The following is a 25779-nucleotide window of genomic DNA, read 5'->3' on the forward strand; positions in this document are numbered from 1 at the left end:
ACCGAAATACCGTCTTCCCGGCTAAAGCCGGTCCCACGACGTCAAACCAAGCACCGTGTCTACTAAGAACGCATCCCGCGCCCACTGACCAGCAACCGCGCACAAGCGACATACAGCACAATCGTCGCAATCACCATGAACGCCATGGCAATGCTGATGCGGATGTCGGACACACCCAGGATGCCGTAACGGAAGGCGTTGACCATGTGCAGAACCGGGTTGGCCAGCGACACGGTTTGCCAGAACGGCGGCAGCAGGCTGATGGAATAGAACACACCGCCCAGGTACGTCAGCGGGGTCAGCACGAAGGTCGGGATAATCGAGATATCGTCGAAGTTGCGCGCAAACACGGCATTGATAAAGCCCAGTAGCGAGAAGATGGTCGCGGTCAGCAATACCACCACAATGGTGACGCCCAGATGGTGAACCTGCAGATCAGTGAAGAACATCGACAGGATCGTCACGATGATGCCCACCGCCAGCCCGCGCAGCACACCGCCCAGCACGTAGCCGATCAATATGGTGTGAGGGGACACCGGGGAAACCATCAACTCTTCCACCGAACGCTGGAATTTGGCACCAAAGAAGCTCGAGACCACGTTGCCATATGAGTTAGTGATCACCGACATCATGATCAGACCCGGCACGATGTATTGCATATAGGTGAAGCCACCCATGTCGCCAATCTGCCGACCAATCAGGTTACCGAAGATCACGAAGTACAAAACCATGGTGATCGCTGGCGGCAGCAAGGTTTGCGGCCAGATGCGCATGAAACGACGAATTTCGCGATAGACAATAGTGTTCAGGGCAACCAGATTGGGGCGCAGCTCGGAAGTCGTTTCGTTGCTCATACCGCCACCTTCGCCAGATTTTTTTCCACCAGAGACACGAACAACTCCTCAAGGCGATTGGTTTTGTTGCGCAGGCTCAGCACTTCAATATTCTGCGCCGCCAGTTGGCTGAACAGTGCGGTGATGCCCACGTTCTTGTCGACCTGGACTTCCAGGGTATGGCTATCGATCAGCGTGTTCGGATAACCCGTCAGCTGCGGCGCTACCCTGTGCTCGTGTTTGAGGTCCAGCAGGAAGGTTTCCACGGTCATCTTGTTGAGCAACTGCTTCATGCCCGTGTTTTCCACGATGACCCCGTGGTCGATGATGCCGATGTTGCGGCACAGCTGCTCGGCCTCTTCCAGATAGTGCGTGGTCAGAATGATGGTGGTGCCCTGCTCATTCAGCTCGGTGAGGAACGACCACATGGAACGACGCAACTCGATATCAACACCCGCAGTCGGCTCATCAAGGATCAGCAGCCGCGGCTGATGAATCAGCGCCCGGGCGATCATCAGACGTCGCTTCATGCCGCCGGACAGCGAGCGCGAAGGCACGTCACGCTTGTCCCATAACCCCAGTTGGGTGAGGTACTGCTCGGCGCGCTCTTTGGCGATCTTCATCGGGATGCCGTAGTAACCGGCCTGGGTCACGACGATGTCGAAGGCTTTTTCGAACTGGTTGAAGTTGAATTCCTGTGGCACCACGCCGATGCAGCGCTTGAGCGCCGCGGGCTCGCGGTCCAGGTCATGGCCAAAGATATTCACCGTGCCGCTGGTCTTGTTGACCAGCGTCGAGATGATGCCGATGGTGGTGGATTTGCCCGCACCGTTAGGGCCGAGCAAAGCGAAAAAGTCACCTTCAGCGACGTCCAGATCGATACCACTCAGGGCCTGGAAACCGTTGCCGTAGGTTTTGGTTAGCTGCCGGATGGATAGAGCAGAACTCATGTCGGAAAAATTACCAGTGAAGAAATAGGGGATATAGATGAGGGCTGACACACCTGATTACAACTCTGGCCAGCACCGCAATGGTGCTCGGCCAAGTCGTTCAAGTACAGCGCGATCTATTGATAGTAGCTATCGATGCGGCTCATCTGACTCAGCGAATCAAGTGAGCGCGGTCATGACTGCTGTCTGATAAGCCGGCCGGGCTTTAAGCCGCTCATACCAGCTTTCGAGGTGCGGCATGGCTGGTCGTTCAATCGGCATTTCGAACCAGGCGTAAATAAAGCTGCCCAGCGGGATGTCGCCCATGCCGAATTCGGCACCGGACAGGTAAGGCTGCTTCTGAAGAGCCTCGTCGACAACGATCAGCAGACTCTGCAAGGTTTTGATCGCGCCGTTGATCTGCACCCAGTCCTGCTGCTCGGCCGGAGTTCGTAACACGCCCCAGAACACATCGCGAAAAGGACCGGCAAAGGTCGAAGTGGTCCAATCCATCCATTTGTCCGCGGTTGCACGTTGCTGTAGATCGGCGGGATAGAGTGCCGAGTCAGGTGCATGACGGGCCGCCAGGTAGCGCACGATGGCGTTGGATTCCCACAGCACAAAGTCGCCATCTTCGATCATCGGAATACGACCGTTGGGGTTCTTTGCCCGATATTCAGCACCATCCACCACCCCAAACGCCCCGCCAGCGTCGAGCGCCTCGTATGGCAGGCCCAGTTCCTCAGCGATCCACAGTGCCTTGCGCACATTGGAAGAGTTTTTCCGCCCCCAGATTTTAAGCATTGGTTTCTCCTTGAAGATGGGCGACAGGATAGGCCATTTACAGCGAAACGCGGGCTTCATGTGGGACATTCCATGTTGGCACGTAAGCTAAATGTTCGGGCGCGCTCCTGTGGGGTGAGCTTGCTCGCGATGAAGACCAGGCCAGGCTCAGATCCCACAGGACACACTGATGACGTGGGACCGGCTTCAGCCGGGAAAGCTGCCTGGCAGATTCCACACATTCAGCGGCTGTCCCGGCCTCTTCCCGGCTAAAGCCGGTCCCACGACAAATGGTGGCCAGATCAAGCCGTGAAACTCCCTCCCCCCGCCAGGGTCACTATCCATGCACCCGCTCGGGCGACCTTCTTGACGAAACACGCCCCGGCTCTTGATAGTGGCTGCTCGCTGCTGTCATCACGGAGGATTACTTATGCTGTTGTTGTGGATTGTGGTTCTGATCGTCGGTATCGCCTGGCTGGCGCACCGCCGCGTTGCACCAATGCCTGCGCTGGGCGTGGTTGCTGTTTATTTGCTGGCGATGGGCGCGATCAGCCATGCGCCGACCTGGTTGATGGTGATCTTCTGGATCCTGCTGCTGGCCGTGGCAGTGCCGCTGGCGCTGCCGGACCTGCGACGCAAACATTTCACTGCGCCAATGTTCACCTGGTTCAAGAAAGTGTTGCCGCCCATGTCGGAAACCGAGCGCGACGCTATCGATGCGGGCACCGTCTGGTGGGATGGCGAACTGTTCAGTGGCCGTCCTGATTGGGACTTGCTGCTCAGCTATCCCAAAGTCCAACTGACTGAGGAAGAACAAGCCTTCATCGACGGCCCGACAGAAGAGCTGTGCGCGATGGTCACCGACTGGGAAATCGGCCAGGCCATGGACCTGCCGCCCCGTGCCTGGGAACACATCAAACAACACGGTTTCTTTGCCCTCATCATCCCTAAAGAGTTCGGCGGCAAAGGCTTCTCGGCCTACGCCCACTCACAAGTAGCGATGAAACTGGCGACCCGCAGTGGCGACCTGGCCTCGACGGTCATGGTCCCCAACTCCCTCGGTCCTGCAGAACTGTTGCTGCATTACGGTACCGACGCACAACGTAACCACTACCTGCCACGTCTGGCGCGGGGCGATGACATTCCGTGTTTCGCCCTGACCGGTCCGCTGGCGGGTTCCGACGCAGGCGCCATGCCGGACACCGGCGTTATCTGCAAAGGCCAATGGCAGGGCGAAGAAGTGATCGGCCTGCGCCTGAATTGGGAAAAGCGCTACATCACCCTTGGCCCCGTCGCCACCCTCCTCGGCCTGGCGTTCAAGGCATACGACCCGGAACACCTGTTGGGTGAAGAGGTTGACCTGGGCATCAGCCTGGCATTGATCCCGACTGAAACACCGGGCGTTGAAATTGGCCGTCGCCATTTGCCATTAGGCGCGGCATTCATGAACGGCCCCAACTCTGGCAAGGACGTATTTATCCCACTGGAATACCTGATCGGTGGTCAGGAAATGCTCGGCAAAGGCTGGATGATGCTGATGAACTGCCTGTCGGTGGGTCGCTCCATCTCCCTGCCAGCCGTCGGCACCGGCGCTGCCAAGTTCACCAGCCTGGTTACTGGCCTATATGCGCAGGTACGTGAGCAGTTCAACGTTCCCCTGTCCGCCTTCGAAGGTATTCAGGAGTCGCTGGCACGGATCGGCGGTAATGCATGGCTGATGGACAGCGCCCGCATGCTCACCGCCAATGCAGTGGACCTTGGCGAGAAACCTTCAGTGCTCTCGGCAATCCTCAAATACCACCTGACCGAACGCGGCCGCGAGTGCATCACCCACGCCATGGACGTACATGGCGGCAAGGGCATCATCATGGGCCCGAATAACTATCTGGGCCGCAACTGGCAAGGTGCGCCGATCTTCATCACCGTCGAAGGCGCGAACATCCTGTCGCGCAACCTGATGATCTTCGGCCAGGGCGCGATTCGCTGCCATCCATTCGTGCTCAAGGAAATGGCCTTGGCCGGTCGCGCCGACCATGATCAGGCGCTGCTCGAATTCGACAGCCTGCTGCTCAAGCACATCGGCTTTGCCGTCAGCAACGCCGCCAGCACGTTCATCCTCAATCTGGGCTTCGGGCACTTCGAGAAAGCGCCGGGCGACAGCCTGAGCCAGGGTTACTACCGGGCGCTGAATCGCCAGGCCGCAGCTTTCGCCATGCTTGCCGACCTGAGCATGATGTTGCTCGGCGGCGAACTGAAACGTCGCGAGCGTCTGTCAGCGCGACTGGGCGATGTGTTGAGCCACTTGTATCTGGCATCGGCAGCCCTCAAGCGCTACCACGACCTGAACTACCCTGAACATCTGCAACCGGTGTTCCGCTGGGCGATGGAAGAAGCTATGGGTGAATCGGAACGCGCACTGGACGAGCTGCTGAGCAACTTCCCGAACCGTGTGCTGGGCGCTCTGTTGCGCGTTGTTGTGTTTCCGTTCGGACGTCGTCACAAAGGCCCGTCCGATGCGCTGGATGCACAGGTTGCCGCTGTACTGGGCCGCGCCAAAGGCGATCCGACCCTGGAAGAATTGCTGGCAGGCTGCTACCGCCCGCAATCGCCGGACGACGCAGTCGGTGCGCTGCAACATGCCAGTGATCTGTTGAGCGCCGCGAAGCCGCTGCACAAAAAGCTCCATGTGGCTTTCAAGGGTGGACAGTTCAAACCGGCCGCAGGCGAGCACGTGATCGACGCAGCGCTCAACGCCAACGTCTTGCAACTGGACGAAGCAGCCACGCTGAGAACGGCAGAAGCGGCCCGACGGAAAGTGATCGATGTGGATGACTTTGCCAAGGAAGAGCTGACCCTGAGCGAGGGCAAGATTCGCTAAGATCAGACGTGTTCAAGGAACTGGTCAGTCCAACCCCACAGCAGGCGCGCAGAGCTTTATACTCTCGCGCCTGTTTTTTTGTCTTTGAGGATTGCCCCATGGCCGACGCCAATCTCGACCACCAACTGAACCTGCTGGCACACCTGCGCAGCATCCTGGTCGCACTGGGCGAGGCCGAGCAGGTTCCCGAAGAAAGCCATGCATTGTTCATGGAGCGCTTCGACGAACTGCTGACCCTGCTGCCGCAAGACCCTATCGAAAGCCAGTATCTGGGCCAGGACATTCTGTGCCAGGTGATCCAGCGCTACCCGCAAATCGCCCATCTGGTGCCACGCGACCTGCTGTGGTTCTTCGCCGGTGACTGCCTGCACTTCATGCCTGACGAAGAAATCGAGCTGTATCAGTCGCTGGAAGAGCGTCGCTACGAAGCCGAGCAGAACGACGAGCCGTTTGACTGGAACATGGAGAAGCAACTGCTGGCCATGCCTTCTCAGGGCAGCAAACACTGATCGTGATTCACAATCGCCAGACACCGATCCCCCTGACGCCACGCACTCAACCGTGCTGACGTCTGAATCGATCTGACTGGTACTGGGCGTATTGCTGACTGGCGCTGCGCTGCGCTGGCACGGGCGCGCTTCGTCGTCGCTGGCGGTCGAGCAAGCGGAAGTAAAGCGCCTCGTGATCCGGTTGCGGGTGGTTGGAACTGCGCAGCCTTTCCAGCGTGCTGTGGCCTGGACTCGCAGGCCCCTTGATCAGCTCGATAGCGTCCGCCGCCGGAATTCCGTCGAGGATTTTATTGAACGCAACGGTGACCAGCAGATCGCCAGCAAAGATGACACGAGAAGCTGCAAGGGCATTTCCCTGTTCCGGTGCAAGCACCTTGCGTAACGAAGCCGGGCTCAGGTTCAGTGCTGCAATACCTTCAAAGTAACCTGCAAGCATGGCATTGCAGACGGCGATGGATGTAGCTGTCCAGCCACCATCAGGGGGCACGCAAATGTCCGGGATGATATTGGGCTGGTCCTGCTCGGGGTTGCCAAGCAGTTTGACCACCTCACGCGAGCGCAGGCCACTGCTTGCCAACGCATCGAGGTAGGACTTGATGCAGGCAGGTTCTTCATACCTGGCCGCGCCCTGCAGGCAAGTGTCGCCCTCGGAGTCCTTGCCTTGCAGCAGCCGATATTTTTCCTGCGTATCGAGCAAATCACACTTGCTGACGCGCGCGATGAAGGCAGAAATCATGTCGGCATGGCCGAAAGAGGCCGCATCCGCCATCGCGGTCTGGCCATTTGCAGTGGTGGCGCCAAGCAGTCTCGCCAGCCTTCCTTTACCAGGCTGCAGGGTTTCCAACTGATCAAAAAGAAGATGGAAATCTTCTGCGTTCTGATTCTCCATCGCCACAGTCAGATTATTATCGTTAGGGTCGCCACGGATAACATCGAAAAAATCGGCGTCGTTCAAACGAGCAGTCTCTAGTAACGCAAGGTAATCGGCGACGAAACCAGGGTTCCGGGACGGCAAATGCAGGGAATACCCCAGAGGTTTGCGATGTTTTTCAATGCTGGGTGCCAGCAATTTTTTGGCGGCTGAACTGGGCACTTTCAACTTCGTCATGCCGGTTACAAAAACCTGCAAACGCAGGCGCTGACTTTCATGGTTCAAACCGTCCGGATCGACACCTTTCGCAAACCCTCTGAGCCGACTTGCAGGCGCGCTTAGATAAGGAATGGCCTTGCTACCGACCAGCCCCTTGCGTTTCATGTAGTCGCACAGCCCCAGAAACCCCTGGAGAGATCCGACTCCCCAGACAGTTCTGAGCAGAGACCTGTCGACATCCATGGGCAATCTGGACCCTCTGCGGAAATACTTCATGTCGTCTGCGGGATGCCTCACATCCTTGCTGACGGCTTGTATAAACGGATAACGGCCTTCGTCGAAGTAGGCACTGTTGTCGGGAAAGGCTTTATCAAAGGTGATATCCGAGACGCTTTGATCCGGATAACGCTCCAGCCGACGGTGTACGTTGGAATCGTTGGGGTCGTAAAAAGCCAGGGTAATGCGGTCCCCTTTGTTTTGGATGTGGATGGGCAAGTCATGGTTAAAAGTGCGGAGCATGATTCGCGCTTCAGGAAGCCGTTTGTCGACCACCTGACGAAACATGTCGTCCAGCCAGCGTCCAAATTTGTCGGGAATAAGGAGTGGGTTGTTACGCCCGACGATGAGCTCCAACGCGTCTGTTCCAGCGTCAGCGCGGGAATGGGGGTTGCTGGGGTGATCGTAGAACGCCTGTAAGTGGGCTTTGGATTTGGCCGCCCGGTCCAGGAAATCCTTCCCACTGCGCACGTCGGCAGGCTCGTCACCAAACAGGTAATTGAAAGCGAGATGACGGCACATCGCCAATGGCTGAGTGACTTCCATATTCAGATCGACAATGGGGCCACGTTTACTGGAGAGATAGACTTCATCCTTGCCGGGTTTGATCGGGTCCGGCCTGTTGCGGGGCTGAGGCCTTGATCCGCTGGCCTTCGGACGACGAGACTTTGAAGAAGAGGCCTCCGGCTGGCGTGTATGACTACTGCTCTCCGGGCGAGGCCTCACAGCAGGTCGAAGGGGCAGTCCAAGAAAATGATTTGGGGGCATGGGGACGAAATCCTCTGAATGGCATTCCCCTCTGTGGCGATTCCGGCCTGCCCGGTTCCTTGTCGCTATGGGCCTCTGCCTCAGCGTCGTCTGCGGGAACTGGATAAGCGTGCGGGCCACTCAGGGAAATACCGTTCTCCCGAGTACACCCTCATGATCAATATTTCTCATCCATCCCTGACATCGGTCGCCTTGAAAGTCGGTAAACCGGACAAGCCCTCAATGTCGGCCAATCTTCACGTAGCCGATAACATTTCCATGGGCGCGAAGATGCACTTTCCCGGGCCTTGGCTGGATAAGAAACGAGCATCACTCAGTCCTTTGCAGCAAAAAATGTTCGACGTGGCCTTGAAAGTGTTGAGCGGCGAAGAACGCCCGAAGTCCGTCCGCACCTCTGAAACCGGTCGCGAGATCGAGCTGGACCGGCCAGCCCATGGTGCAACCACGCTCAGCATCGGATTGGAAAAACCCATGTCCGAGGTGCTGGATTTTCTCGGCATGAGTGACGGCAAAGGTAGAGCCCTGCTGACGTTGGGCACGAAGATGGCAAATACCGTATCCCCTCCGCCTACCCCTCCACAGCCTGAAAGCCCTGCAAAGTCCACGCACAAGGACTTTCTGTCGAGCGGAAACCTGGGCGCTACGATTTTGGGAAACTTGCTAAATAAAACCTCGAGTCACGGTCGGCAAAACACCGGGGTGAATAACGCCATGAACCAGCCACAACAAAGCTCTGCCACAGCGCAGCGGCTACCAACTCGTGCGCCCCTTGAAGATGCCAGTGCCAATGTCAACTCAGACGTCGATACCCAGGGTCCGCGAGTTGAAGCACCGCAGCCCCCTGCCACGATGGAGACTGGCGTGATCCGCCAAAAGCCTTCGACAGAAAAGCCTGTAACCAGCTCCACTCAAACAGGCCAGCCAGATTGATAGCGATATCAATCTGTCTTACTTATCCATCCACCCTGGACTTAAACCAGGATCACCGCCAGGTCTCGCGTCAAAGGAACCGTATTCAGGCCTGAAACCACTCAATGATTCCAGAGCCAACCCAGGTCCCTGCCCGTGATATTCAACACTTCTGCCATTCTCTCCCGCCCGAGCCTGGCCACGACTAGCGTGAGTACCGCAACTACTGGAAACGTTAGCCCGGACCAGTTTCTAGCAGGTAAACATCGGGATATGGTCGCGCAATTCAAAAACCCCAGTTCGTTGCGCAAAGCCCATGACAACGTGGCCATTGATGAGCGTGCGCACCTGCCCTTGAGTCAATTGCGCGACTATCTGCTCAGGCACGGCACTCTGGACACAAAGGGAAAATCTGCAGAACACAGAGCCGCGCTAGGAGCGCTTAACGAGACAATCAAGACGGCATACCAGAAGAGCGCGACGTTCCGCAGACTCTTCAACCAAAGCTGGGCTATACGTCTGCGCAATCCTTCGGAGCGCTGTTCAGTTGAGATCGAGGGCGATCTACAGAGCTCTCCACAGCCTGTCTTACGGTTACCGGATGTACTCACACGCGGTTCAAGACCGAAATATCCCGCAGCGCATGGGCTGGAGAGAGCTTCCCAAGAGCGAATCCTGCTCGATCAAGTGGTCAGCCAACTCACTCAGTTACCCGAGCAAGAGCCGGGGCACCCGCGCGGGCCCAATCCGGAATATGTGAACATCATTCTCAAAGAAATGGGCAAGCGCGACCCTGCACAGATTGCTCTGCCCAACCAACCGGCAGTCATCAAAAATTCAGGTCAGGACGTAAGCGCTAAAACCTCGCTCAAACGTTTGATGCTCAACATCGACTCAGGGGCCAGCCCCTCGACGACTGGAAAGACTTTCAAGGACAGTGCCAGAACACACTTGAATGCGTTCGCCGACAGGCATCTGGAACTCATCGCCAAACGCCCCAACCGGCACCAGTTTATAGAACTGACGCGCCAGGAAACCCAGGCGAGCAAACAACTGCCGGGCATACTGATGCGCCTGTTTGACCAGGTACGCGGGGATGAAATGCCCATGGCACTGCTGGAAAAGATCGCTGCGCAAAATCACAGACAACAGCTATTTGCCTACCGGATCGATAAGCAACGTAGCCCTCTGGAGATGATCAACAGCCGCGACGGCGACTGCACATCATTTGCCAGATTATTTTCGCTGCTAGGCGAAGCAGCAGGAATAACAGGGCTGAAATTGTTCAGCATGGAAGGCGAGATGCATGTGCAGCTTTCTTCGCAAAGCCCGGAGATAGTCGGGGCGAAGCCTGGCGCAGAGCTGATGATTGCTCGCCATACCATCCTGCAACGCGGCGAAGGCGAACAACGCGAGTACTTCGATCCGGTTTTCGGGCGACAAGTGAACCCGGCCTGGTATGGCATAGACCAGAACAGCTACCTGATGCATACCTGACCGAAAGCGCCCAAGTCCGGCTAAATCGCCTGCAGCGCCGTGGCGGCCTGGATTTCACCTGAGATTGCATCGTCTGGACCGGTACGCCGTGGGCACGCTGCTTAAAAATCACGCTCATTGGAACCGTTTCAACTGCTTCGCCACACAGTCGTATCAATAGTTGTCACACAGAAGGCAATGAACATGAATATGCGCGTCTCCCCTGATATGCCCAGCCAGATCCCTCTCAACGGTCAGGAGGGGATGCACTCAAACGACGCTCCGGGCCAGGGAGTCAAAGGCGCGGTAGTGCCGATGAAAGCCTTCGTGGCCGGTAATGGCGGTGGCGGCATCTCCTTCGGCCAAGGCAACACCACACAAGTGCCCCGCCAGCCAAACGGTCAGTTCGCAGCCGGCAAGACTCAGGACGCGCCCTCGCCCTCGGCGCTCATCTCGTTATTCAAGGAAGTACTGGAACGCCTCAGCACAACCGGCGGCGATCAAACCCAGGAAACAGCATTCGGTAAGCCAGTTCAGCCGCAAGGCACAGGTGCGCAGCGCACCGGTAAACCAGACGGCGTTGACAGAACCTTCGGCGTGACAGCCCCCAAGGCCACTCATGCCCCCACAGGCGCAGCGCCCACGGCCAGAATGGGTCAGGATGCCGAGTTTCTGGATAACTCCAAATACTCCACACCAAAAGATCTGGAGAAATTCGGGCCGATGGTGGCCAACTTGCCGCCCGCGCAGCAAGAGCAGGCTGCGAAAGAACTCAACCGCCCCATCGCGGCAGCGAAAATGGCCGCTGCGGGCGGTCCGGACGCAGAAAAAGCCAAAGCATTTATCGAGGCGAATCCGGTGCTCAAGACCGCAGCGGATGTCGGCAAGCGCGGCGGTCAGGCTGACGGGAAAACCACCGATGGTGATTACAAGTCGCTGGCAAAAAATCTCGAGAAAGCACGGGACGCAGGGGCGAAATCCGTCAATGAGTACGTGAAAGCCAATCCCAAGGCTGATCCGCAGTCGCTGCAGATGGTGACCAATGCGGCGCTGCTGCGGGCCAACGAACCCATTACCAAATGCGCCGATCCGAAAAAAGCCGCAGGGGGTGAAGAGAAAGTTGGCAAGTACACCACGGTCGATGACCTCAAGGCGTTGTCCTCTGGCAACCCTGGCTTGTCTAGCTTGCTGACAACCTCAGCGAAAACCTTTGCCCAGCCAGGTTTCTCTGACTTGCTCGACCAGGGCGGCCTGGAAGGCAAGGCACTGGCGAAGAAAAGCGCCGACGGCGATATCAGCACCCGGAACATAGAAGACTGGATCAAGAAGCAGGCCCCCACAAACGGCGGCGAATTCGCGGCCATGATGAGCAGCGCCGCGACGCTCAACGCGACAGCCGGCGTTGATATCAGCGCGCTGAACGAAGACGTTTTTGCCAATCCTGACAAGTACAGCGGCGACCAGAAAGCAGCAGTCATGGTCAAGCTGCAGAAAACCCTGGAGAGCGTGGAAGCCGGACAAAGTCTACGCAAGACCGAGAAGACCGAAACGGCTCTGAAGGAAAAGATCGCACAGCTGCAAGGCGATAAAGACGTACAAGCCTTCCTCGACAAATCGATTCCCGAACAGCAGAAGAAGTTGATCGGCAACGACCCTGCCCTGAAACAAGCGGTCAATGAGCGTTACCAGAACCTGACCTCGGGTAACTCACTGGAAACCGATATGCGGGGCGATTTTGATGCGGTGACCAAAGACAAAGACGGCAAGCCGGTCAAGGATCCATCCTCTCCTGATTACAGTGCATCGGTCGGCAACCTGAGCGCCGAATTGCAAATGCAGAAAGATTTGCGCGGCCCTGACGCGGGTGTTCCCACAGCCAGCGATGTAGTAGCCAACCGCCCGGATTTGAGCGCCGAACTGCAACTCTCTTACCAACAGAATTTTGCCCAGGGCGGCAAAATGAACGAGCAAATGAAGTCGAAGGACGCCAAGCCGGAAAAAGTACTGGCCGACGTCGATGGACAAAAAGCAGCCTACGACGCTGTGCTGCCGCCAGAAATTACCGCTGCCAGCCAGGACGCCTACACCGAGGCCACGCTAGCCGCCTTGAAGACCACCAAGGCTGGCGTCGACATGATTACCGACTTCAAGGACGCCACCGCGGGGCTGGGCAATAAAGATCCACAAAGCATCACCGCAAAGGACTTGAAAGCCGAAGCTGAAAAGCGTGCGACAACTGCACTTGACGGCAAGGGCATGGCAGGTGGCGCCATGGGTGCGGCAGGTGGTGTGTACGCTATGACGTCCGTTTCGGGATTGCTGGCTCAGGGTAAGGACGCCGAAGCAGGTAAAGCGATCTACGACAGTATCCGTGGCGCAGGCACCGCTGCGCGGGTTGGCTATGACCTGGCAACCAAATCCAGCACTGCCGGCGGCGAGATCGCCGGTAAAATCGCGGGCCGTGCCGTCGGCGCGATTGCCGGCCGTGTTGCAGGCATGGCGGCTGCCAGCGCTGTCGCGAGTGCCGTGCCAGTGGTTGGCTGGATCGCCGATGCGGCCATGGCAATAGGCTTCGGTATCAAAGCCATTATCGATGCCGTGCACAAAAAACAGGATCAGAAAGCCTTCGACCACAATGTCGATCCGACGCTGGACCAGTTCGGTATTCCCAAGGCGCATTGATCTTCTGAGGCGGTGACGGCATAGGTATTTGCACAACTTTTCCTTCTCCATGGGGAGGGATGTTTGTGTACATATCCGTTACCACGTTGATGGCTACTATTGGTTGCGCTTTTACAGCGCCTCACTTTTGAAAGGAGCCCAAAAGTAAGCAAAAGGCTCTTGCCCCACCACTTGGTCCCTCGCCTAGGCTCGGGATGCCCGCCCGCAGATCTGAAACCGTGGGCCGCCGCAATGGGCCATCCATGGCCCGGTGCGGCTAACCCGGCGTCCTGCCGGGTTACCCACGGTTTCAGATCTACGTTCGGCCAGCGTGGTTTAACGGGGCGCCCCAAGATCAAAATCAAAAGCACGGCGGCCTGAAAGCCGACCTGGCTGTGTGAACTTACCGATCTTCTGTAGCGCCCGCGTCGTTCAGACGCCGCGCTGTCGCGCAGCAAACACGGGCCCTGTAGGAGTGAGCTTGCTCGCGATTCGATTTCATGGTTGACGAATTTATCGCATGAACTGACGCCATCGCGAGCAAGCTCACTCCTACAGAAAAAGCATTTAAATTCAGTGGGTTATTTTATGGTTGATGAGAGGTGCTGAAGGCTGCGAAGCGGTGTGTAAGACGATGTATTCGTTGGCTGTGCGGACGTCTCGCGAACAAGTTGCTCCTACCGGTCCGAGACGATCCCATTGTTTTCGCTCTGCTTTTGATCTGCTCTGCTTTTGATTTTGATCTGAGGCGCCCCGTTAAACCACGACGGCCGGAATTCGACATTGCTGCGTGGGGCAAACCGGCAAGGATGCCGGTTTAGCCGCCTCAGGCCATGGATGGCCGGTGGCGGCGGCCCCACGCAGCAATGTCGGATTACGGGCATGCCGAGCGACAGCGAGGCACCTAGTGGTGGGGCAAGAGCCTTTTGCTTACTTTTGGGCTTCAAAAGTGAGGCGCTGTAAAAGCGCAACCGATAGTCGGCGTGACCGCAGTAACGGATATGTACACAAAAAAATCACACATGGAAAGTTGTGCAGATACCCATGCTCTACTCAGCGATCAGCAACCATGCGCTTCAGTCGTTCCTGAATCTTGCTTTTATAAAGCCGCGCCGGTTCTCCACCCGCCGGGCGATGGTACATGCCGGCAGCGCTGACCCAGTCTCCGGTTTGCTGGTAGTACTGACGCAGCAACAAGGCGGCGCTTTGCAGGTTATTGATCGGGTGAAGGGCATCGCAAGGCTCGCGAAACCGGGCGCGCCCGATGTAACCCCAGTTCTGCTGAGTCAGGCCGATATCCACCGCATACACACCCTGCTCGGAGATTGCCTTGAGCACCGCCCGGCAGGCCTCCTCGCGAGTTTCGAAACGCAGCGGCTTGCCTTTAACGTTCAGAGTCCAGGGCCATGGGTAATACCCTATGCGCAACTGCGTGTTGCTCTCGGTCTGCGCCACCGCATAAAGCAACTGCGCCGGGACACCCGCAGCCTCGGCCACCTGTCGGTACGCGGTTGGCGGGCCAGCCCAGGCGGGGTCGGTCGCTAATACGCCGAAGAACGCCAGCAGCGCACCTAACTGCCCCGTCCTCAATAGGTGTTCCCGCCTCATGCCGGCATCTGCCGGTTGCCCCGCGAATGGGCAGCGTTTGCGACAGCACCTCCACGATCATTTAATGCGAACCCGGAAAGTCGAATATAAATGCTGATATTCATAAAGCTTCCTTGACGGTAGACAGACAAACATCGGGCATCAGTAACGGATGTCCGGCATGTTGCGCTGGTTCAGATGCTGTTGTTGAATCCGCTGGCGCAGGCGCTGCTGCTCGACAATGCGACGCTGGGCATTGCGCTGCTGGTTGATTTGGTCTTGCTGTCGGCGTTGCTGAAGGTAGCGCTGCTGGGTCCGGCGGCTATCCTGTGCTTGCTGCGCGGCCTGGCATTGCGCAACGATGGTTGCTAACTGCCCACGCCATTTACTTGCACCGACGTTGTCCTGAGCTGCAATCGCCTGAGCCAGGCGTTGGCTTACAGCCCTGTGGGCCTGGTAACAAGCGCTGGGGGAAGGCCATGCCGCCTGCGCCAGACAAGGCATCAACACCATGACCAGGCACAGCATGATTTTCATGATCACATCTCCACTGGTGTCACCACATATCAACCTGTGTGGTCACAGCACGCGAAAACGTTGCATGCAATCGATCAGTCGATCAGGTCACGCCAGCCCGGATCGATATCGAGCGCCAAACCAGCACTGTGCAAGGTGTCCAGTAATTGATAGAGCGCGCTACGATCGGCGATCGGGCACCGGGTCGGGTAGTCGCCGACCGGGTGTGGCAGGAAGAGCATGGCGGGGAAGTCATCAACCGCCAGGCCGCCAGGGCGCGGCCTGATGTCTTGCTCAAGCGGGGCGATCCCGGCGGCGTCGTCATCCAGTGCGGCGAGGATCATTTCAATGCGTCCGGCCAGCTCGGCGCATGCGGGGTCATCGGGCTCCGGGCTGTCACCCAGGCTGCGTCGATAGGCAGCGTTCCAGAGCTGGGTTTCCGCATAGCTGGGCCCGCCGCAATCAAGCAATGGTGCCAGCAATAAAAGCTCGTAATCACCTGCCTTCCCGGTCGGTTCAGCCCGGGTGGTGCCCAGCGTCAAAGGTGTGCTGCCTTGCCAGAGGCTCCACTGGTCAGGGCTTTCGCGCCTGGCCAGAAGCGAAAGAATCTGATTGCCGATACCCAGGGTTTGCAAACTCTGGATACCGTTGCGCTCCCCCCCCATCGCCAGCAACTCACCCTCGTTGAGCATCTGACGCAAGCGACTGTCGCTGAGCAGAGCGGCATTCAATACAGGAGTTGCGCCCTGAGCCAAGGCAGCGGGGGACGGCAGAAGGTCAGGCTGGCTGAAACCCGTTGGGCTGTCGAGCTCCCACAACGGCCGCCCATTGACCCACAATTGTGCCAGCCCCGAGGCTCTGGCCCGCACACCGAACACAATGCGCCGACGCTCGGAAAATCGCTGGAATGCATGCGCATGGGCGTCCGGCATACCGGGCCATGCAGCGTTGCCGGCTCTCTGCAAGCACTGGTCAAGGGGATCTTGAGCGGCCCTTAATGGCACCGGCGCCAAACCGGGCTGTATTTGCCGCGGACCTCCAATCTTGAAGTTCGACATGCTCACCTCTCACGCACGAAAACCTTCTGGCAGATTATCACGCAACTGCGTGCGGGCCCTCGACAGTCGGGAACGAATTGTACCAATCGGCACACCCAACACATCGGCAGCATCCTGGTAGCTGCCTTCGGTCTCGACCGTGACTTCCAGCGTATGACGCATGACGGCTGGCAGCACAGCGATGGCTTGAACGGTACGTTCAAGGTCTCGATAACTCTCGATGTGACCGCAAATATCCAGACCTGGCTCGGCATGCGCGAGTTGCTCCTCGAACTCGATGTGCATAGGCCGACGGTAGAGCTTGCGAAAATGATTACGGATCAGGTTCAGGGCGATACCGCACAGCCAGGTTTCAGGTTTGCATTGCTGCAAAAAGCGGCTTTCGGCATTGAGGGCTTCAACGAACGTTTGCTGAAGAATGTCTTCGGCATCCTCCGGATTGATGACGCGCTTATGTATGAAGTTCTGCAGTTTCTGAAGTTGTTGTTGGGTCAACTGAGCGAAGCAGGAGGTGCCGGTCCGCGTGGGCAGTAAGCTCTGGTTCATGGCGTTCATACTGAATTATTCCCTTAGGTCCTCGCCGTGAGCGCTTCACGACGATACTAAGACTCCTATAGCGAAACCTGTGCCAGCCTTTGCAAACAACTCAACCTATTGTTTTTTATGATATTTATCTTCCACTCGGAATATTTTGTGCGCAAGCTTTTGCAAGCAGTCAGGAAAACCTTCGCAACATCTTGCAAATCTTCTTGATCACACGCGGACCTGTCTATCGCGTGGAACCGTATAGCGCCTGCGACCACACAGAGAGGTGTTCTCCAGACGCGTAGACGGCTCATGTCCCTCAACCACATCACCCCTCTTCCGCACACCACTGTGCATACGGCGACGCCGCAGCCCGCTGCGTCACCTGTCGCAAAGACAGGGGCGACCAGCGTGCATCAGCAGGGCGAGTCTGCGCGCCTGATGCAGCAGATGAGCGCTGCACTCGCCTCTATGAGCAAGCCTTTGAGCCAGCGCGAAGTGGTTTGTGGACAGCACGCCAACAGTCAGCCGATGAGCGTGCAACAGTTGCTCCAGGGAATAGGCAACCATGCGCCGACGCAGTTGAACGCCCGGTTGAACAAAATGCGCCAGCAGCTACGGCAGCAGAAATCGGTCAAGGAGATGGTCAAGGACCAAGGCGACAATCCGCTTCGGACGCACCTGCTGCTCAGCGAAATCGCTCACCAGGCAGAGGAACAAGGCAACGATGCCGAGGCCGAACAGGCCCAGGCGCAACTTGACGCACTGGATGCCGAGCACGGCGAGGAGATAAAGACCGGTCTGAGCATCACTCCAGCGCTGACCAACGCAGTGAAAGACCCGGATCTGCGCGACAACTTGCGCACTATCTATTACCAACACCTGATCAAGAACCCATCCCTGGGCAACTTCATGGAAGCAGTGTTGCATCTGTGCGGTGAAAAACACTTCATCAAGGGGCTGCGGGCCCTGCAACAAGCCCTTGCCGACGACATCGCCAACCTTGCGCAGTTGCCCCAGGAGGGCAAATTGCGCTCATTGATGGAAAGCCTTGGGCGCACCACCCAGCTCAACAATCTGGTCCACGGCTGCTCGGACCTGGCCAGCCGCATGGCAGCCAAAAATCCCGCAATGACCTTGAGCGGCCTGTTGTTGATGCGTCAACTGATGCAGTTGGCCAACCAGTCCATGAACGTACGCGACACCCAGCAACTCTCGGAAAAAGTCGGTGGTCCATCGCCGACGCTGCAACTGACCTTCCTCAATGGCCTGCGTCATTTGCTTGCCGACCTGCCCAACGGCCTGTGGCGCGACGACAAGACGCGCCAGACCTCGCTGCGCAACGTCTTGCTGATCATGGACGAGCTCGGGCAAAGCGAGCGCAAGGCCCTGCCAAACCGGAGTAGCCGTTTATGAATGCCGTGCTCAATGGCTTGACCCGGGTGGCGGTGGCCGCCTCCAAGCGTTCAGAAGTCGCAGGCGCAATCATCGTCATCGGCATCGTCTTCATGTTCATCACACCCTTGCCTACGGGGCTGGTGGATGTCCTGATTGCCGTGAACATCTGCGTGTCCTGTCTGCTCATCATGCTGGCCATGCAACTGCCCAAGCCCTTGGCGTTTTCGACGTTCCCGGCGGTGCTGTTGCTGACAACCATGTTCCGTCTGGCCTTGTCGATCGCGACTACGCGGCTGATTCTGCTCGAACAGGATGCGGGGCACATCGTCGAAGCCTTCGGCAACTTTGTTGTCGGGGGCAACCTGGCGGTGGGCATGGTCATCTTCCTGATCCTGACCGTGGTCAACTTCCTGGTCATCACCAAGGGCTCGGAGCGGGTTGCGGAAGTGGGCGCGCGCTTCACGCTGGACGCCATGCCTGGCAAACAGATGTCCATCGACAGCGATCTGCGCGCCGGGCTCATCAGCGTCGATCAGGCCCGCCAGCGTCGAGCGGATCTGGGCAAGGAAAGCCAGCTGTTCGGCGCCATGGACGGCGCGATGAAGTTCGTCAACGGCGACGCCATCGCAGGCCTGATCATCGTCGCGATCAACCTGATTGGTGGCATCTCGATTGGTGTGGTGCAGCACGACATGAGCGCTGGCGACGCCATGCACCTTTATTCAGTACTGACGATTGGCGACGGCCTGATCGCGCAAATTCCGGCGCTTTTGATCTCGGTGACCGCCGGCATGATCATCACCCGTGTACCCAATGAGGAAAGCGACGAAAACTCCAACATCGGCGGCGACATTGCCAAGCAATTGGGCGCGCAACCGAAATCACTGGTCATTGCGGCAGTGGCGATGCTCGGGTTCGCGGCACTGCCAGGCATGCCGACCATGGTGTTCGTCATCATTTCCATCCTTGTCGGCACACTGGGCGTGTGCCTGATGCGCAGCCGCACCCCCAAGGCTCAGGCCGTCGCTGCCTACGTCCCGCCGGAACAGAATGGTGACCGGGACATTCGTGAGTTCTTCCCCTGCCGCACCTTCCTGCTGCAGTTCAATCCAGGCCAGGACCAGACGGAAATCATGGCGTTGATCAGCCAGGTACGTCAGCGCCGCAACCAACTCGTGGCGCAGTTCGGCATCACCCTGCCCTCTTTCGACATCGAGTACGCCGGCCATCTGCCTGCTGACGAATTCCGCTTTCTGGTTTACGAGGTGCCTGCGATCAAAGCCACCTTCACACAGGATTTTCTGGCGGTAGAACGACAACTGCTGGCTGCAGAACCGATCAACGCTCATCCCGGCCTTGTTGCACGCGAAGAGGCCGACTTGCTGTGGATACCGGCCGATGATCCCACACTGCAAGAGCCGGGGTTGCACCCCAGCACCTCAAGCCAGTTGATCGTCGAACGCATGTTCCGCGCCATGCAAGCCTGCGGCCCACAATTCATCGGGTTGCAAGAAAGCAAGGCGATTCTCAGTTGGCTGGAGCGCGATCAGCCGGAACTCGCTCAAGAGATGCAGCGGGTCCTTCCTCTCGCACGCTTCTCGGCAGTATTGCAACGCCTTGCCAGCGAATGCGTACCGCTGCGTGCTATACGCCTGATTGCCGAAGCTCTGATTGAGCACGGCCAGCACGAGCGTGAAATCGGTGCCCTGACCGACTACGTGCGCATCGCGCTCAAGTCGCTGATCTTCCACCAGTACTGCGGTCCGGAAGGCTTGCAGGTCTGGCTGCTGTCACCGGAAAGCGAGCACTTGATGCGTGACAGTCAGCGCCAGACCCAGAACGAAACCTTTTTCGCCCTGCCCGCCGAAGCCAGCCAGCAGCTGGTCGATCAATTGCGCCAGGCCTTCCCGCGTCGCTCCAGGGCGATGGCGGTGTTGCTGGTTGCGCAGGATCTGCGCAGCCCGTTGCGCACGTTATTACAGGATGAATTTCATGAAATTCCCGTGCTGTCTTTCGCTGAGCTCAACAGCACTGCGCAGGTCAAGGTGCTCGGCCGCCTGGACCTGGACGACCAACTGCAAACCATCGCCGACGAAAACGCGGCATGAGTCTGCCTACCCGTTCGAGGAGTGAGTGATGATGTACGAACTACGCGTATTGAACGGCTTGCACCGCGGTGCGGCCTTGCCGCTGATTGGCGACCACTGGCTGGTCGGGAGCGACGAGCAGCACGATCTACTGCTGCAGGACCCGGGCATTGCCCGACGCCATTGTCGCTTGACCTGCGACGGTGAAACCTGGCGCCTGGAGGCCGAAGACGGCTCGCTGTTCGACGAACAGGGTCAGCCCTGCGACTGCCTGAATGCGCTGGCCGCCGAACAGACGTTCCAGTTGGGCACTGTGCAATTGAGCATCATGCCCAGCTCTGCGCAGTGGCCAGCGGTGGTCGAACCCAAGCCATCCGGCGCATCCGCCCAGTCAGGCTTCAGCGAATCCACCGCCGAATCTCAGGCCCCACCTGCGCCGTCACAGCCCGCCAAACGTCCGGCGCTGCACAAACGTCTGGCCATTGCCGGGATCGTGGTGACACTGGCGGGCAGTGCCTGGGCATTGACCACACCGGGGCCCGTGAGCCCTTCGCGCCCGGCCACGCAACCCCGGGAGCCAGCCGCCCTGAGCGCCAAAGCCACTACCGAAAAGCTGCAAATCATGTTGCGCGAGCGCGAACTGCGCGATGCGGTCAGCGTAAATACCAGCGCCGAGGGCATCGTGCTCAAAGGGTCGTTAACGCCTGAACAACTGGCGCTGTACAAACGCATGCTGGAACGCTTCGGCAAACAGCAGAAAAGCGAAGTGGCAGTGCTCGATCAGGTCAAGCCGTTCGGTCGCAAACTGCCTTTCGAGATTGTTCAGATCGCCAGTGGCAAGCGCGCCCACGTGGTGCTGGCTGACAATCGCCGGTTATTTCTGGGCGACGAAGTGGATGGCCTGCGCCTGACCAAGATCGACAAGAACCACGTCGAGTTCGACGGCGACGAGCACTATGAGGTGAAATGGTGAGCGCCGCGCTGGCCGAAACCATCCCGTTGGCTGAGTGGGCTGACGCCTATAGGGCGCGCCTGAACACACTCTCGCCGGTGTCGGTCAGTGGGCGGGTCAGTGCAGTCAACGGCATCCTGCTCGAATGCCAGGTCCCGTCGGTACGCATAGGCGACCTGTGCCGTGTTTATAAAACCGGTGGCGAGGCGATGCTGGCGGAGATTGTCGGTTTCACCGAGGACTGCACGCTGCTCAGCGCTCTGGGTACACCAGAGGGCATCGAGCAAGGCGCACGGATCGAGCCGCTGGGGGTTGTCCACTCGGTGAGCGTCGATGACAGCCTGCTCGGCAGCGTGCTGGACGGTTTTGGACGACGTCTGGACGGCCAGGGCGATGGTGCGTTTGCCCTGCCCGGCGACCATCGCCCGACCCAGCCGGTGATTTGCGACGCCATTCCACCCACCCAGCGGCCCCGTATCGTCGACGCAATGCCCACCGGCCTGCGGGCCATCGACGCGGCCATTACGCTGGGTGAAGGTCAGCGAGTCGGGCTGTTCGCCGGTGCTGGCTGCGGCAAGACCACACTGCTCGCAGAGCTGGCCCGCAACATGCCGTGCGACGTGATCGTATTTGGCCTGATCGGCGAGCGGGGTCGTGAGCTGCGCGAGTTTCTCGATCACGAACTGGACGACGAACTGCGTGCGCGTTCGGTACTGGTCTGCGCCACCTCGGACCGTTCGAGCATGGAGCGCGCCCGCGCAGCCTTCACCACCACTGCCATTGCCGAGGCCTACCGGCAACAAGGCAAGCGCGTGCTGCTGCTCATCGATTCGCTGACCCGCTTTGCCCGGGCCCAGCGCGAGATCGGCATTGCTGCGGGCGAACCCTTGGGACGCGGCGGCCTGCCGCCCTCGGTCTATACCCTGCTGCCGCGTCTGGTGGAGCGCGCCGGGCGCAGCGAACAAGGCTCAATCACTGCGATCTACACCGTTCTGATCGAACAGGACTCGATGAATGACCCGGTGGCGGACGAAGTCCGTTCGCTGATCGACGGCCACATCGTGATGTCGCGCAAGCTCGCCGAGCGCGGCCATTATCCAGCCATTGACGTGCAGGCCAGCCTCAGCCGTATCACCAGCAGCGTGACCGACAAGCAACATCAGCGCGGCAATATCACCCTGCGCCGCTTATTGGCGGCCTATCAGCAAGTGGAAATGCTCCTGCGTCTGGGCGAATACACCCCCGGCAACGATGCAATGACTGACTGCGCCGTGCAGTTGCACGACCAGATCAATGAGTTTTTGCAACAGGACCTGCGCGAACCGCTGGATCTGCAAGACACCCTTGAACAACTTTATGCGTTGACAGCCCATGCGCCGTAGACCGGCCGTTGAAGAAGCCGCACCGGATGCCGACCCGCAGCGCGATGCGCTGGTCGAGGTGGTGACCCTGCTCTCGCCGCTGCGCGAATTGCGCAAGCACAGCCTGGAGCGCCGTTGCCGCGAAGCCCGGCAGGAAGCCGAGCAGATGCAGGCGGCGATAGAACAGGCTGATAAAGACTGCGCTGAAGACCTGCGCCAGCAAAAGCAGGCACGCAAAGCGTTGGCGTTGCAGTGTGAGGGCCAGGTCATGAGCCTCAACGCTATCCAGCAGTGGCATCAGCGAGAGCAACAACTCATGGACCGGCAAACCGAGCTGCGCGTCCACGTCCAGCGCCTGAATCTTGAACTTGACGCCCAGCACGTGCGTGTCAGCGAAGCCCAGGCTCAATTGCGCGCCAGCCAGCGCGCCCTGGAAAAACTGGCCTGCCTGCGCGAAACCCTGGCTCTGCCAAAGGAAACGACATGAATCTCAGCAGCCCTGCACACGCTATTCTCGATCATCGCACGCCTGCCAAGCCGGAACGGCACGAGCCGCAGCGCGATGCACCTCGCGACAGACAGCAGCCACAAAGTGCTGCTGCGCGCCCGCAAGGCCGTGGCCCCAACGAGCTTGATCGGCCTCGAGAGACGTCGGGGCGAGACAGCGGCAAAGCCCGACATGGCGATTCCGAACGTATGGCCGACGGGCTGTTTTTTCAGCAACTCCTGGCGCCATTGGGCGGCATGGCTGGCCAGGGACAAGGCGGTTCACGTGGCCAGTCGTTCGCAGGCCAGGCTGATGGCATGGGTAGCGCAGGTTTCGCCGCCTGGAACCAGTTGGTCGATGACCTGGCCGGACGGCTGCCCGCTGGCACCGGCCAGTCACTGCAAGCCACGCTGTTCATGCCGAACCTGGGCCGCATCGGCCTGAATGCGCGTAATCGTTCGCCACGCGGCTGGGACATTGATCTGGATTGCGCAGAAGCGCATGCCGCCGAGCATTTACGCCAGAACCACCCGCGCTGCCAGGACGATCTGAGCCGAGCGCTGTGTCAACCCGTCAACCTCAGCGTGCGTCACCGGGGGTGCGCATGAATGCCCAGGTGCTGCCACTGCGGCAGGTCAGCCATGTTCAGGCCCGCCTGTCTCGACAATTGGCTGGCGAGCCATGGATGACATTCAACGTGGAGGGCCAGGCGGGCCGACTGACGCTCAAGGCCAGCCGCCGTGCGCCTGTCGCCGCTGAGCTGAACTGCTTCGACAGCGCATTAGGAACCCTTGGGCTTAGCGATGCTCAACCGGTACTTAATGCCTGGTCGAGCTGCCCGGGATTTGCCGGGGTTGCGAGTACGGACGCAGACGATGGCTGGCTATGGCCGCTCTACAACGCCGGGCTGGCGGCAGAACTGGCCGCCGTCCTGGGCACACTGAAACCACTGCCAGCCTCTGAACCAGCGCAAGCCGATTGGGTGTACTGCGAGATGACCCTGCAATTGAGTCAGGGCCGCGTCGACAGTGTGCTCGCAGTCTCTGCCCCGGCGCTCGCCGATTGGCTCGACCAGCCCACATGGAACGCAAATCCACCACGGGACCACTCAGGGTTAACGCTGGCTTTCGCGCTGCGTCTGGGCAGCCTGAGTCTACCCCGGCACACGCTCGAAACCTTGCGACCTGGTGACGTGCTGTGCCCTACCGAGGCTGACTTCGACACCGCAGGCTTTGGGGTATTGACCCTGGGACAGCGCCGTCTTCAGGTACGTGTTTGCGAACAGCCCGAACGGTTGCAACTGGAAGTTCTGGAAATCGAGGAGACGACGGTGGCAGACCGTGATGAGCTTGACGAACCGATTGCCGAGTACACCGACCCTTGGGCGGATGAAGACGCTCATGCTGATGAGCTAGATGCCGAAAGTGCCTACGCAGAAGAGGCTGACGCAGATCAGTACTACACCGAGCCTGCCGGGCAGCTTGAAGACGAAGACGACTATAACGATCAGGCCGATCAGGCCCCTCAGTCGCCAGCACGCCCTACCGAAGCATTCGCCGACCTGGCGATGCCGCTGACGTTGCGTTGCGGCCAGATACGCCTGACCCTCGGCGAACTCGCCGCCCTGGCACCCGGCGCGATCCTTGAGGTACCCGGCGTGACGCCAGGGCTGGCCGGTCTCTACTACGGTGAACGACGGCTGGCGCAGGGTGAACTGGTGGATGTGGAAGGCCGCCTCGGCTTGCAGATTACTCAGCTGGATGAGCGCGGATGACGCTCAATGACACGAATCCAATCATGCTGGCGCTGTTTCTTGGCGCATTGTCCCTGCTGCCATTCCTCCTGGTGGTGTGCACGTCCTTCCTGAAAATCGCTTCCGTACTGCTCATTACCCGCAATGCCATTGGCGTGCAGCAAGTGCCGCCGAACATGGCGCTCTATGGTATTGCTCTTGCCGCCACGCTGTTCGTCATGGCACCAGTGTTTTCAGAAATCGCCACCATTGCCCAAGAGCATCCGCTGCAACTGAATGACACCAAAGGCCTGGGTAAAAGCGCACAGGCGCTGCTCGCCCCTCTTCAAGCGTTCATGAGCCACAACGTAGAGCCCGACGTGCTGACTCACCTGCACGAAAATGCCTTGCGCATGTGGCCCAAGGCGATGGCCGATGCCGCCAGCCGCGAAGATCTGCTGCTGTTGATCCCGGCTTTCGTACTGTCAGAGCTGCAGGCGGCGTTCGAGATCGGCTTTCTTATTTACATCCCGTTCATCGTCATTGACCTGATCGTCTCCAACCTGCTGCTGGCGCTGGGCATGCAAATGGTCTCGCCGATGACCATTTCCCTACCCTTGAAAATCCTGCTCTTCGTGCTGGTCAGCGGTTGGACGCGCTTGCTCGACAGCCTCTTCTACTCCTATATGTGAGGTCGCGATGGAAGCCTTGAACCTGTTCAAACAGGGCATGATCCTGGTGGTGCTGTTGACTGCACCGCCGCTGATTGTGGCTGTCGCGGTCGGCGTGCTGACGTCACTGGTCCAGGCACTGATGCAGGTCCAGGATCAGACCTTACCGTTCGGCCTCAAATTGCTCGCGGTGGGTGTAACCCTGGCAATGACCGGCCGCTGGATCGGCGTCGAGCTGATTCAACTGACCAACATGGCGTTCAACATGATTGCCCAGACCGGTAAGGGCTGAG

The 25779-nt window shown here is 58.8% G+C and carries 22 protein-coding genes; 14 read left to right on the forward strand and 8 right to left on the reverse strand.

Features of this window, described 5'->3' with window-relative positions:
• Positions 1 to 62 precede the first annotated feature (62 nt).
• From CKW31_RS11440 to CKW31_RS11450, 3 genes are all read right to left on the reverse strand, one after another.
• A complete protein-coding gene (locus CKW31_RS11440; protein ID WP_095094628.1) occupies positions 63 to 854 on the reverse strand; it encodes an ABC transporter permease in 792 nt (263 codons plus the stop codon).
• Positions 851 to 1783 carry an ABC transporter ATP-binding protein gene (locus tag CKW31_RS11445; RefSeq protein ID WP_095094630.1) on the reverse strand — a complete coding sequence of 311 codons (933 nt, stop codon included), beginning with the start codon at positions 1781 to 1783 and terminating at the stop codon, positions 851 to 853. The genes CKW31_RS11440 and CKW31_RS11445 overlap by 4 nt, the downstream gene beginning before the upstream one ends.
• A 159-nt stretch (positions 1784 to 1942) precedes the next feature.
• Complete coding sequence (locus CKW31_RS11450) at positions 1943 to 2566, reverse strand: glutathione S-transferase family protein (protein WP_095094632.1); 624 nt, start codon at positions 2564 to 2566, stop codon at positions 1943 to 1945.
• Between the two features lie 409 nt (positions 2567 to 2975).
• Between CKW31_RS11450 and CKW31_RS11455 the strand changes: the two genes are divergently transcribed.
• Entirely contained in the window at positions 2976 to 5423 is a 2448-nt protein-coding gene (locus CKW31_RS11455; protein ID WP_095094634.1) for an acyl-CoA dehydrogenase, read from the forward strand.
• A gap of 98 nt (positions 5424 to 5521) precedes the next feature.
• Positions 5522 to 5932, forward strand: coding sequence for a PA2817 family protein (locus CKW31_RS11460; RefSeq protein WP_095094636.1), 411 nt, complete (start codon positions 5522 to 5524; stop codon positions 5930 to 5932).
• 46 nt (positions 5933 to 5978) lie between these two features.
• On the opposite strand, the gene CKW31_RS11465 is transcribed toward CKW31_RS11460, so the two are convergent.
• Positions 5979 to 8066 carry a ShET2/EspL2 family type III secretion system effector toxin gene (locus CKW31_RS11465; protein WP_256582588.1) on the reverse strand — a complete coding sequence of 696 codons (2088 nt, stop codon included), beginning with the start codon at positions 8064 to 8066 and terminating at the stop codon, positions 5979 to 5981.
• A 153-nt stretch (positions 8067 to 8219) separates the two neighbouring features.
• Here CKW31_RS11465 and CKW31_RS11470 point away from each other — a divergent pair, with 153 nt between their 5' ends.
• The 3 genes from CKW31_RS11470 (at position 8220) to CKW31_RS11480 (ending at position 13133) form a co-directional block, all read left to right on the forward strand.
• On the forward strand, positions 8220 to 8996 hold the full coding sequence (locus CKW31_RS11470) for a hypothetical protein (protein WP_095094640.1): 777 nt from the start codon (positions 8220 to 8222) through the stop codon (positions 8994 to 8996).
• 135 nt (positions 8997 to 9131) lie between these two features.
• Positions 9132 to 10472, forward strand: a complete 1341-nt coding sequence (locus CKW31_RS11475) for a PipA/GogA/GtgA family type III secretion system effector (RefSeq protein WP_141230145.1) — start codon at positions 9132 to 9134, stop codon at positions 10470 to 10472.
• A 183-nt stretch (positions 10473 to 10655) separates the two neighbouring features.
• Positions 10656 to 13133 carry a type III effector HrpK domain-containing protein gene (locus tag CKW31_RS11480; RefSeq protein WP_176469862.1) on the forward strand — a complete coding sequence of 826 codons (2478 nt, stop codon included), beginning with the start codon at positions 10656 to 10658 and terminating at the stop codon, positions 13131 to 13133.
• A gap of 1032 nt (positions 13134 to 14165) precedes the next feature.
• Here the strand turns inward: CKW31_RS11480 and CKW31_RS11490 are convergent.
• The 4 genes from CKW31_RS11490 to CKW31_RS11505 form a co-directional block, all read right to left on the reverse strand.
• The gene (locus CKW31_RS11490; RefSeq protein ID WP_214658296.1) at positions 14166 to 14720 is read right to left on the reverse strand and encodes a transglycosylase SLT domain-containing protein; all 555 of its coding nucleotides are present in this window, start codon (positions 14718 to 14720) and stop codon (positions 14166 to 14168) included.
• 141 nt (positions 14721 to 14861) lie between these two features.
• Positions 14862 to 15236 (reverse strand): hypothetical protein, encoded by a 375-nt coding sequence (locus CKW31_RS11495; protein WP_095094646.1) that lies wholly within the window; start codon positions 15234 to 15236, stop codon positions 14862 to 14864.
• Between the two features lie 74 nt (positions 15237 to 15310).
• Positions 15311 to 16147, reverse strand: coding sequence for a hypothetical protein (locus tag CKW31_RS11500; protein ID WP_095094648.1), 837 nt, complete (start codon positions 16145 to 16147; stop codon positions 15311 to 15313).
• 135 nt (positions 16148 to 16282) lie between these two features.
• A complete protein-coding gene (locus CKW31_RS11505; protein WP_095094650.1) occupies positions 16283 to 16828 on the reverse strand; it encodes an RNA polymerase sigma factor in 546 nt (181 codons plus the stop codon).
• Positions 16829 to 17110: 282 nt separating this feature from the next.
• Between CKW31_RS11505 and CKW31_RS11510 the strand changes: the two genes are divergently transcribed.
• The 9 genes from CKW31_RS11510 to sctS are packed head-to-tail and all read left to right on the forward strand — an operon-like array spanning position 17111 to position 25778.
• Positions 17111 to 18214 (forward strand): TyeA family type III secretion system gatekeeper subunit, encoded by a 1104-nt coding sequence (locus CKW31_RS11510; RefSeq protein ID WP_095094652.1) that lies wholly within the window; start codon positions 17111 to 17113, stop codon positions 18212 to 18214.
• Positions 18211 to 20304 carry a type III secretion system export apparatus subunit SctV gene (gene sctV, locus CKW31_RS11515; RefSeq protein WP_095094654.1) on the forward strand — a complete coding sequence of 698 codons (2094 nt, stop codon included), beginning with the start codon at positions 18211 to 18213 and terminating at the stop codon, positions 20302 to 20304. The genes CKW31_RS11510 and sctV overlap by 4 nt, the downstream gene beginning before the upstream one ends.
• 28 nt (positions 20305 to 20332) lie before the next feature.
• Positions 20333 to 21256 (forward strand): FHA domain-containing protein, encoded by a 924-nt coding sequence (locus CKW31_RS11520; protein WP_095094656.1) that lies wholly within the window; start codon positions 20333 to 20335, stop codon positions 21254 to 21256.
• Positions 21250 to 22617: a FliI/YscN family ATPase gene (locus CKW31_RS11525; RefSeq protein ID WP_095094658.1), complete on the forward strand. Its 1368-nt coding sequence runs from the start codon at positions 21250 to 21252 to the stop codon at positions 22615 to 22617. The genes CKW31_RS11520 and CKW31_RS11525 overlap by 7 nt, the downstream gene beginning before the upstream one ends.
• Complete coding sequence (locus tag CKW31_RS11530; RefSeq protein ID WP_095094661.1) at positions 22607 to 23083, forward strand: hypothetical protein; 477 nt, start codon at positions 22607 to 22609, stop codon at positions 23081 to 23083. The genes CKW31_RS11525 and CKW31_RS11530 overlap by 11 nt, the downstream gene beginning before the upstream one ends.
• A complete protein-coding gene (locus CKW31_RS11535) occupies positions 23080 to 23691 on the forward strand; it encodes a type III secretion system HrpP C-terminal domain-containing protein (protein WP_095094664.1) in 612 nt (203 codons plus the stop codon). The genes CKW31_RS11530 and CKW31_RS11535 overlap by 4 nt, the downstream gene beginning before the upstream one ends.
• Positions 23688 to 24857 carry a type III secretion system cytoplasmic ring protein SctQ gene (gene sctQ, locus CKW31_RS11540; protein WP_141230146.1) on the forward strand — a complete coding sequence of 390 codons (1170 nt, stop codon included), beginning with the start codon at positions 23688 to 23690 and terminating at the stop codon, positions 24855 to 24857. The genes CKW31_RS11535 and sctQ overlap by 4 nt, the downstream gene beginning before the upstream one ends.
• Positions 24854 to 25507, forward strand: a complete 654-nt coding sequence (sctR, locus tag CKW31_RS11545) for a type III secretion system export apparatus subunit SctR (RefSeq protein ID WP_095094666.1) — start codon at positions 24854 to 24856, stop codon at positions 25505 to 25507. The genes sctQ and sctR overlap by 4 nt, the downstream gene beginning before the upstream one ends.
• 7 nt (positions 25508 to 25514) lie before the next feature.
• Positions 25515 to 25778 carry a type III secretion system export apparatus subunit SctS gene (sctS, locus tag CKW31_RS11550; protein ID WP_095094667.1) on the forward strand — a complete coding sequence of 88 codons (264 nt, stop codon included), beginning with the start codon at positions 25515 to 25517 and terminating at the stop codon, positions 25776 to 25778.
• Position 25779: the final 1 nt, after the last annotated feature.

This window comes from Pseudomonas sp. Irchel 3A5 (genome assembly GCF_900187575.1).
In the GTDB taxonomy this organism is placed as follows: domain Bacteria; phylum Pseudomonadota; class Gammaproteobacteria; order Pseudomonadales; family Pseudomonadaceae; genus Aquipseudomonas; species Aquipseudomonas folii.

Coding starts and splice junctions, on each gene's coding strand:
- CKW31_RS11530 (WP_095094661.1), top strand. CDS start 22,607: ATGCGCCGTAGACCGGCCGTTGAAGAAGCCGCACCGGATGCCGACCCG.
- CKW31_RS11445 (WP_095094630.1), bottom strand. CDS start 1,783: ATGAGTTCTGCTCTATCCATCCGGCAGCTAACCAAAACCTACGGCAAC.
- CKW31_RS11500 (WP_095094648.1), bottom strand. CDS start 16,147: ATGCCGGACGCCCATGCGCATGCATTCCAGCGATTTTCCGAGCGTCGG.
- sctS (WP_095094667.1), top strand. CDS start 25,515: ATGGAAGCCTTGAACCTGTTCAAACAGGGCATGATCCTGGTGGTGCTG.
- CKW31_RS11455 (WP_095094634.1), top strand. CDS start 2,976: ATGCTGTTGTTGTGGATTGTGGTTCTGATCGTCGGTATCGCCTGGCTG.
- CKW31_RS11510 (WP_095094652.1), top strand. CDS start 17,111: ATGTCCCTCAACCACATCACCCCTCTTCCGCACACCACTGTGCATACG.
- CKW31_RS11460 (WP_095094636.1), top strand. CDS start 5,522: ATGGCCGACGCCAATCTCGACCACCAACTGAACCTGCTGGCACACCTG.
- CKW31_RS11490 (WP_214658296.1), bottom strand. CDS start 14,720: ATGAGGCGGGAACACCTATTGAGGACGGGGCAGTTAGGTGCGCTGCTG.
- CKW31_RS11470 (WP_095094640.1), top strand. CDS start 8,220: ATGATCAATATTTCTCATCCATCCCTGACATCGGTCGCCTTGAAAGTC.
- CKW31_RS11525 (WP_095094658.1), top strand. CDS start 21,250: ATGGTGAGCGCCGCGCTGGCCGAAACCATCCCGTTGGCTGAGTGGGCT.
- CKW31_RS11495 (WP_095094646.1), bottom strand. CDS start 15,236: ATGAAAATCATGCTGTGCCTGGTCATGGTGTTGATGCCTTGTCTGGCG.
- CKW31_RS11520 (WP_095094656.1), top strand. CDS start 20,333: ATGATGTACGAACTACGCGTATTGAACGGCTTGCACCGCGGTGCGGCC.
- sctR (WP_095094666.1), top strand. CDS start 24,854: ATGACGCTCAATGACACGAATCCAATCATGCTGGCGCTGTTTCTTGGC.
- sctQ (WP_141230146.1), top strand. CDS start 23,688: ATGAATGCCCAGGTGCTGCCACTGCGGCAGGTCAGCCATGTTCAGGCC.
- CKW31_RS11480 (WP_176469862.1), top strand. CDS start 10,656: ATGAATATGCGCGTCTCCCCTGATATGCCCAGCCAGATCCCTCTCAAC.
- CKW31_RS11535 (WP_095094664.1), top strand. CDS start 23,080: ATGAATCTCAGCAGCCCTGCACACGCTATTCTCGATCATCGCACGCCT.
- CKW31_RS11450 (WP_095094632.1), bottom strand. CDS start 2,566: ATGCTTAAAATCTGGGGGCGGAAAAACTCTTCCAATGTGCGCAAGGCA.
- CKW31_RS11505 (WP_095094650.1), bottom strand. CDS start 16,828: ATGAACGCCATGAACCAGAGCTTACTGCCCACGCGGACCGGCACCTCC.
- CKW31_RS11465 (WP_256582588.1), bottom strand. CDS start 8,066: ATGCCCCCAAATCATTTTCTTGGACTGCCCCTTCGACCTGCTGTGAGG.
- CKW31_RS11440 (WP_095094628.1), bottom strand. CDS start 854: ATGAGCAACGAAACGACTTCCGAGCTGCGCCCCAATCTGGTTGCCCTG.
- sctV (WP_095094654.1), top strand. CDS start 18,211: ATGAATGCCGTGCTCAATGGCTTGACCCGGGTGGCGGTGGCCGCCTCC.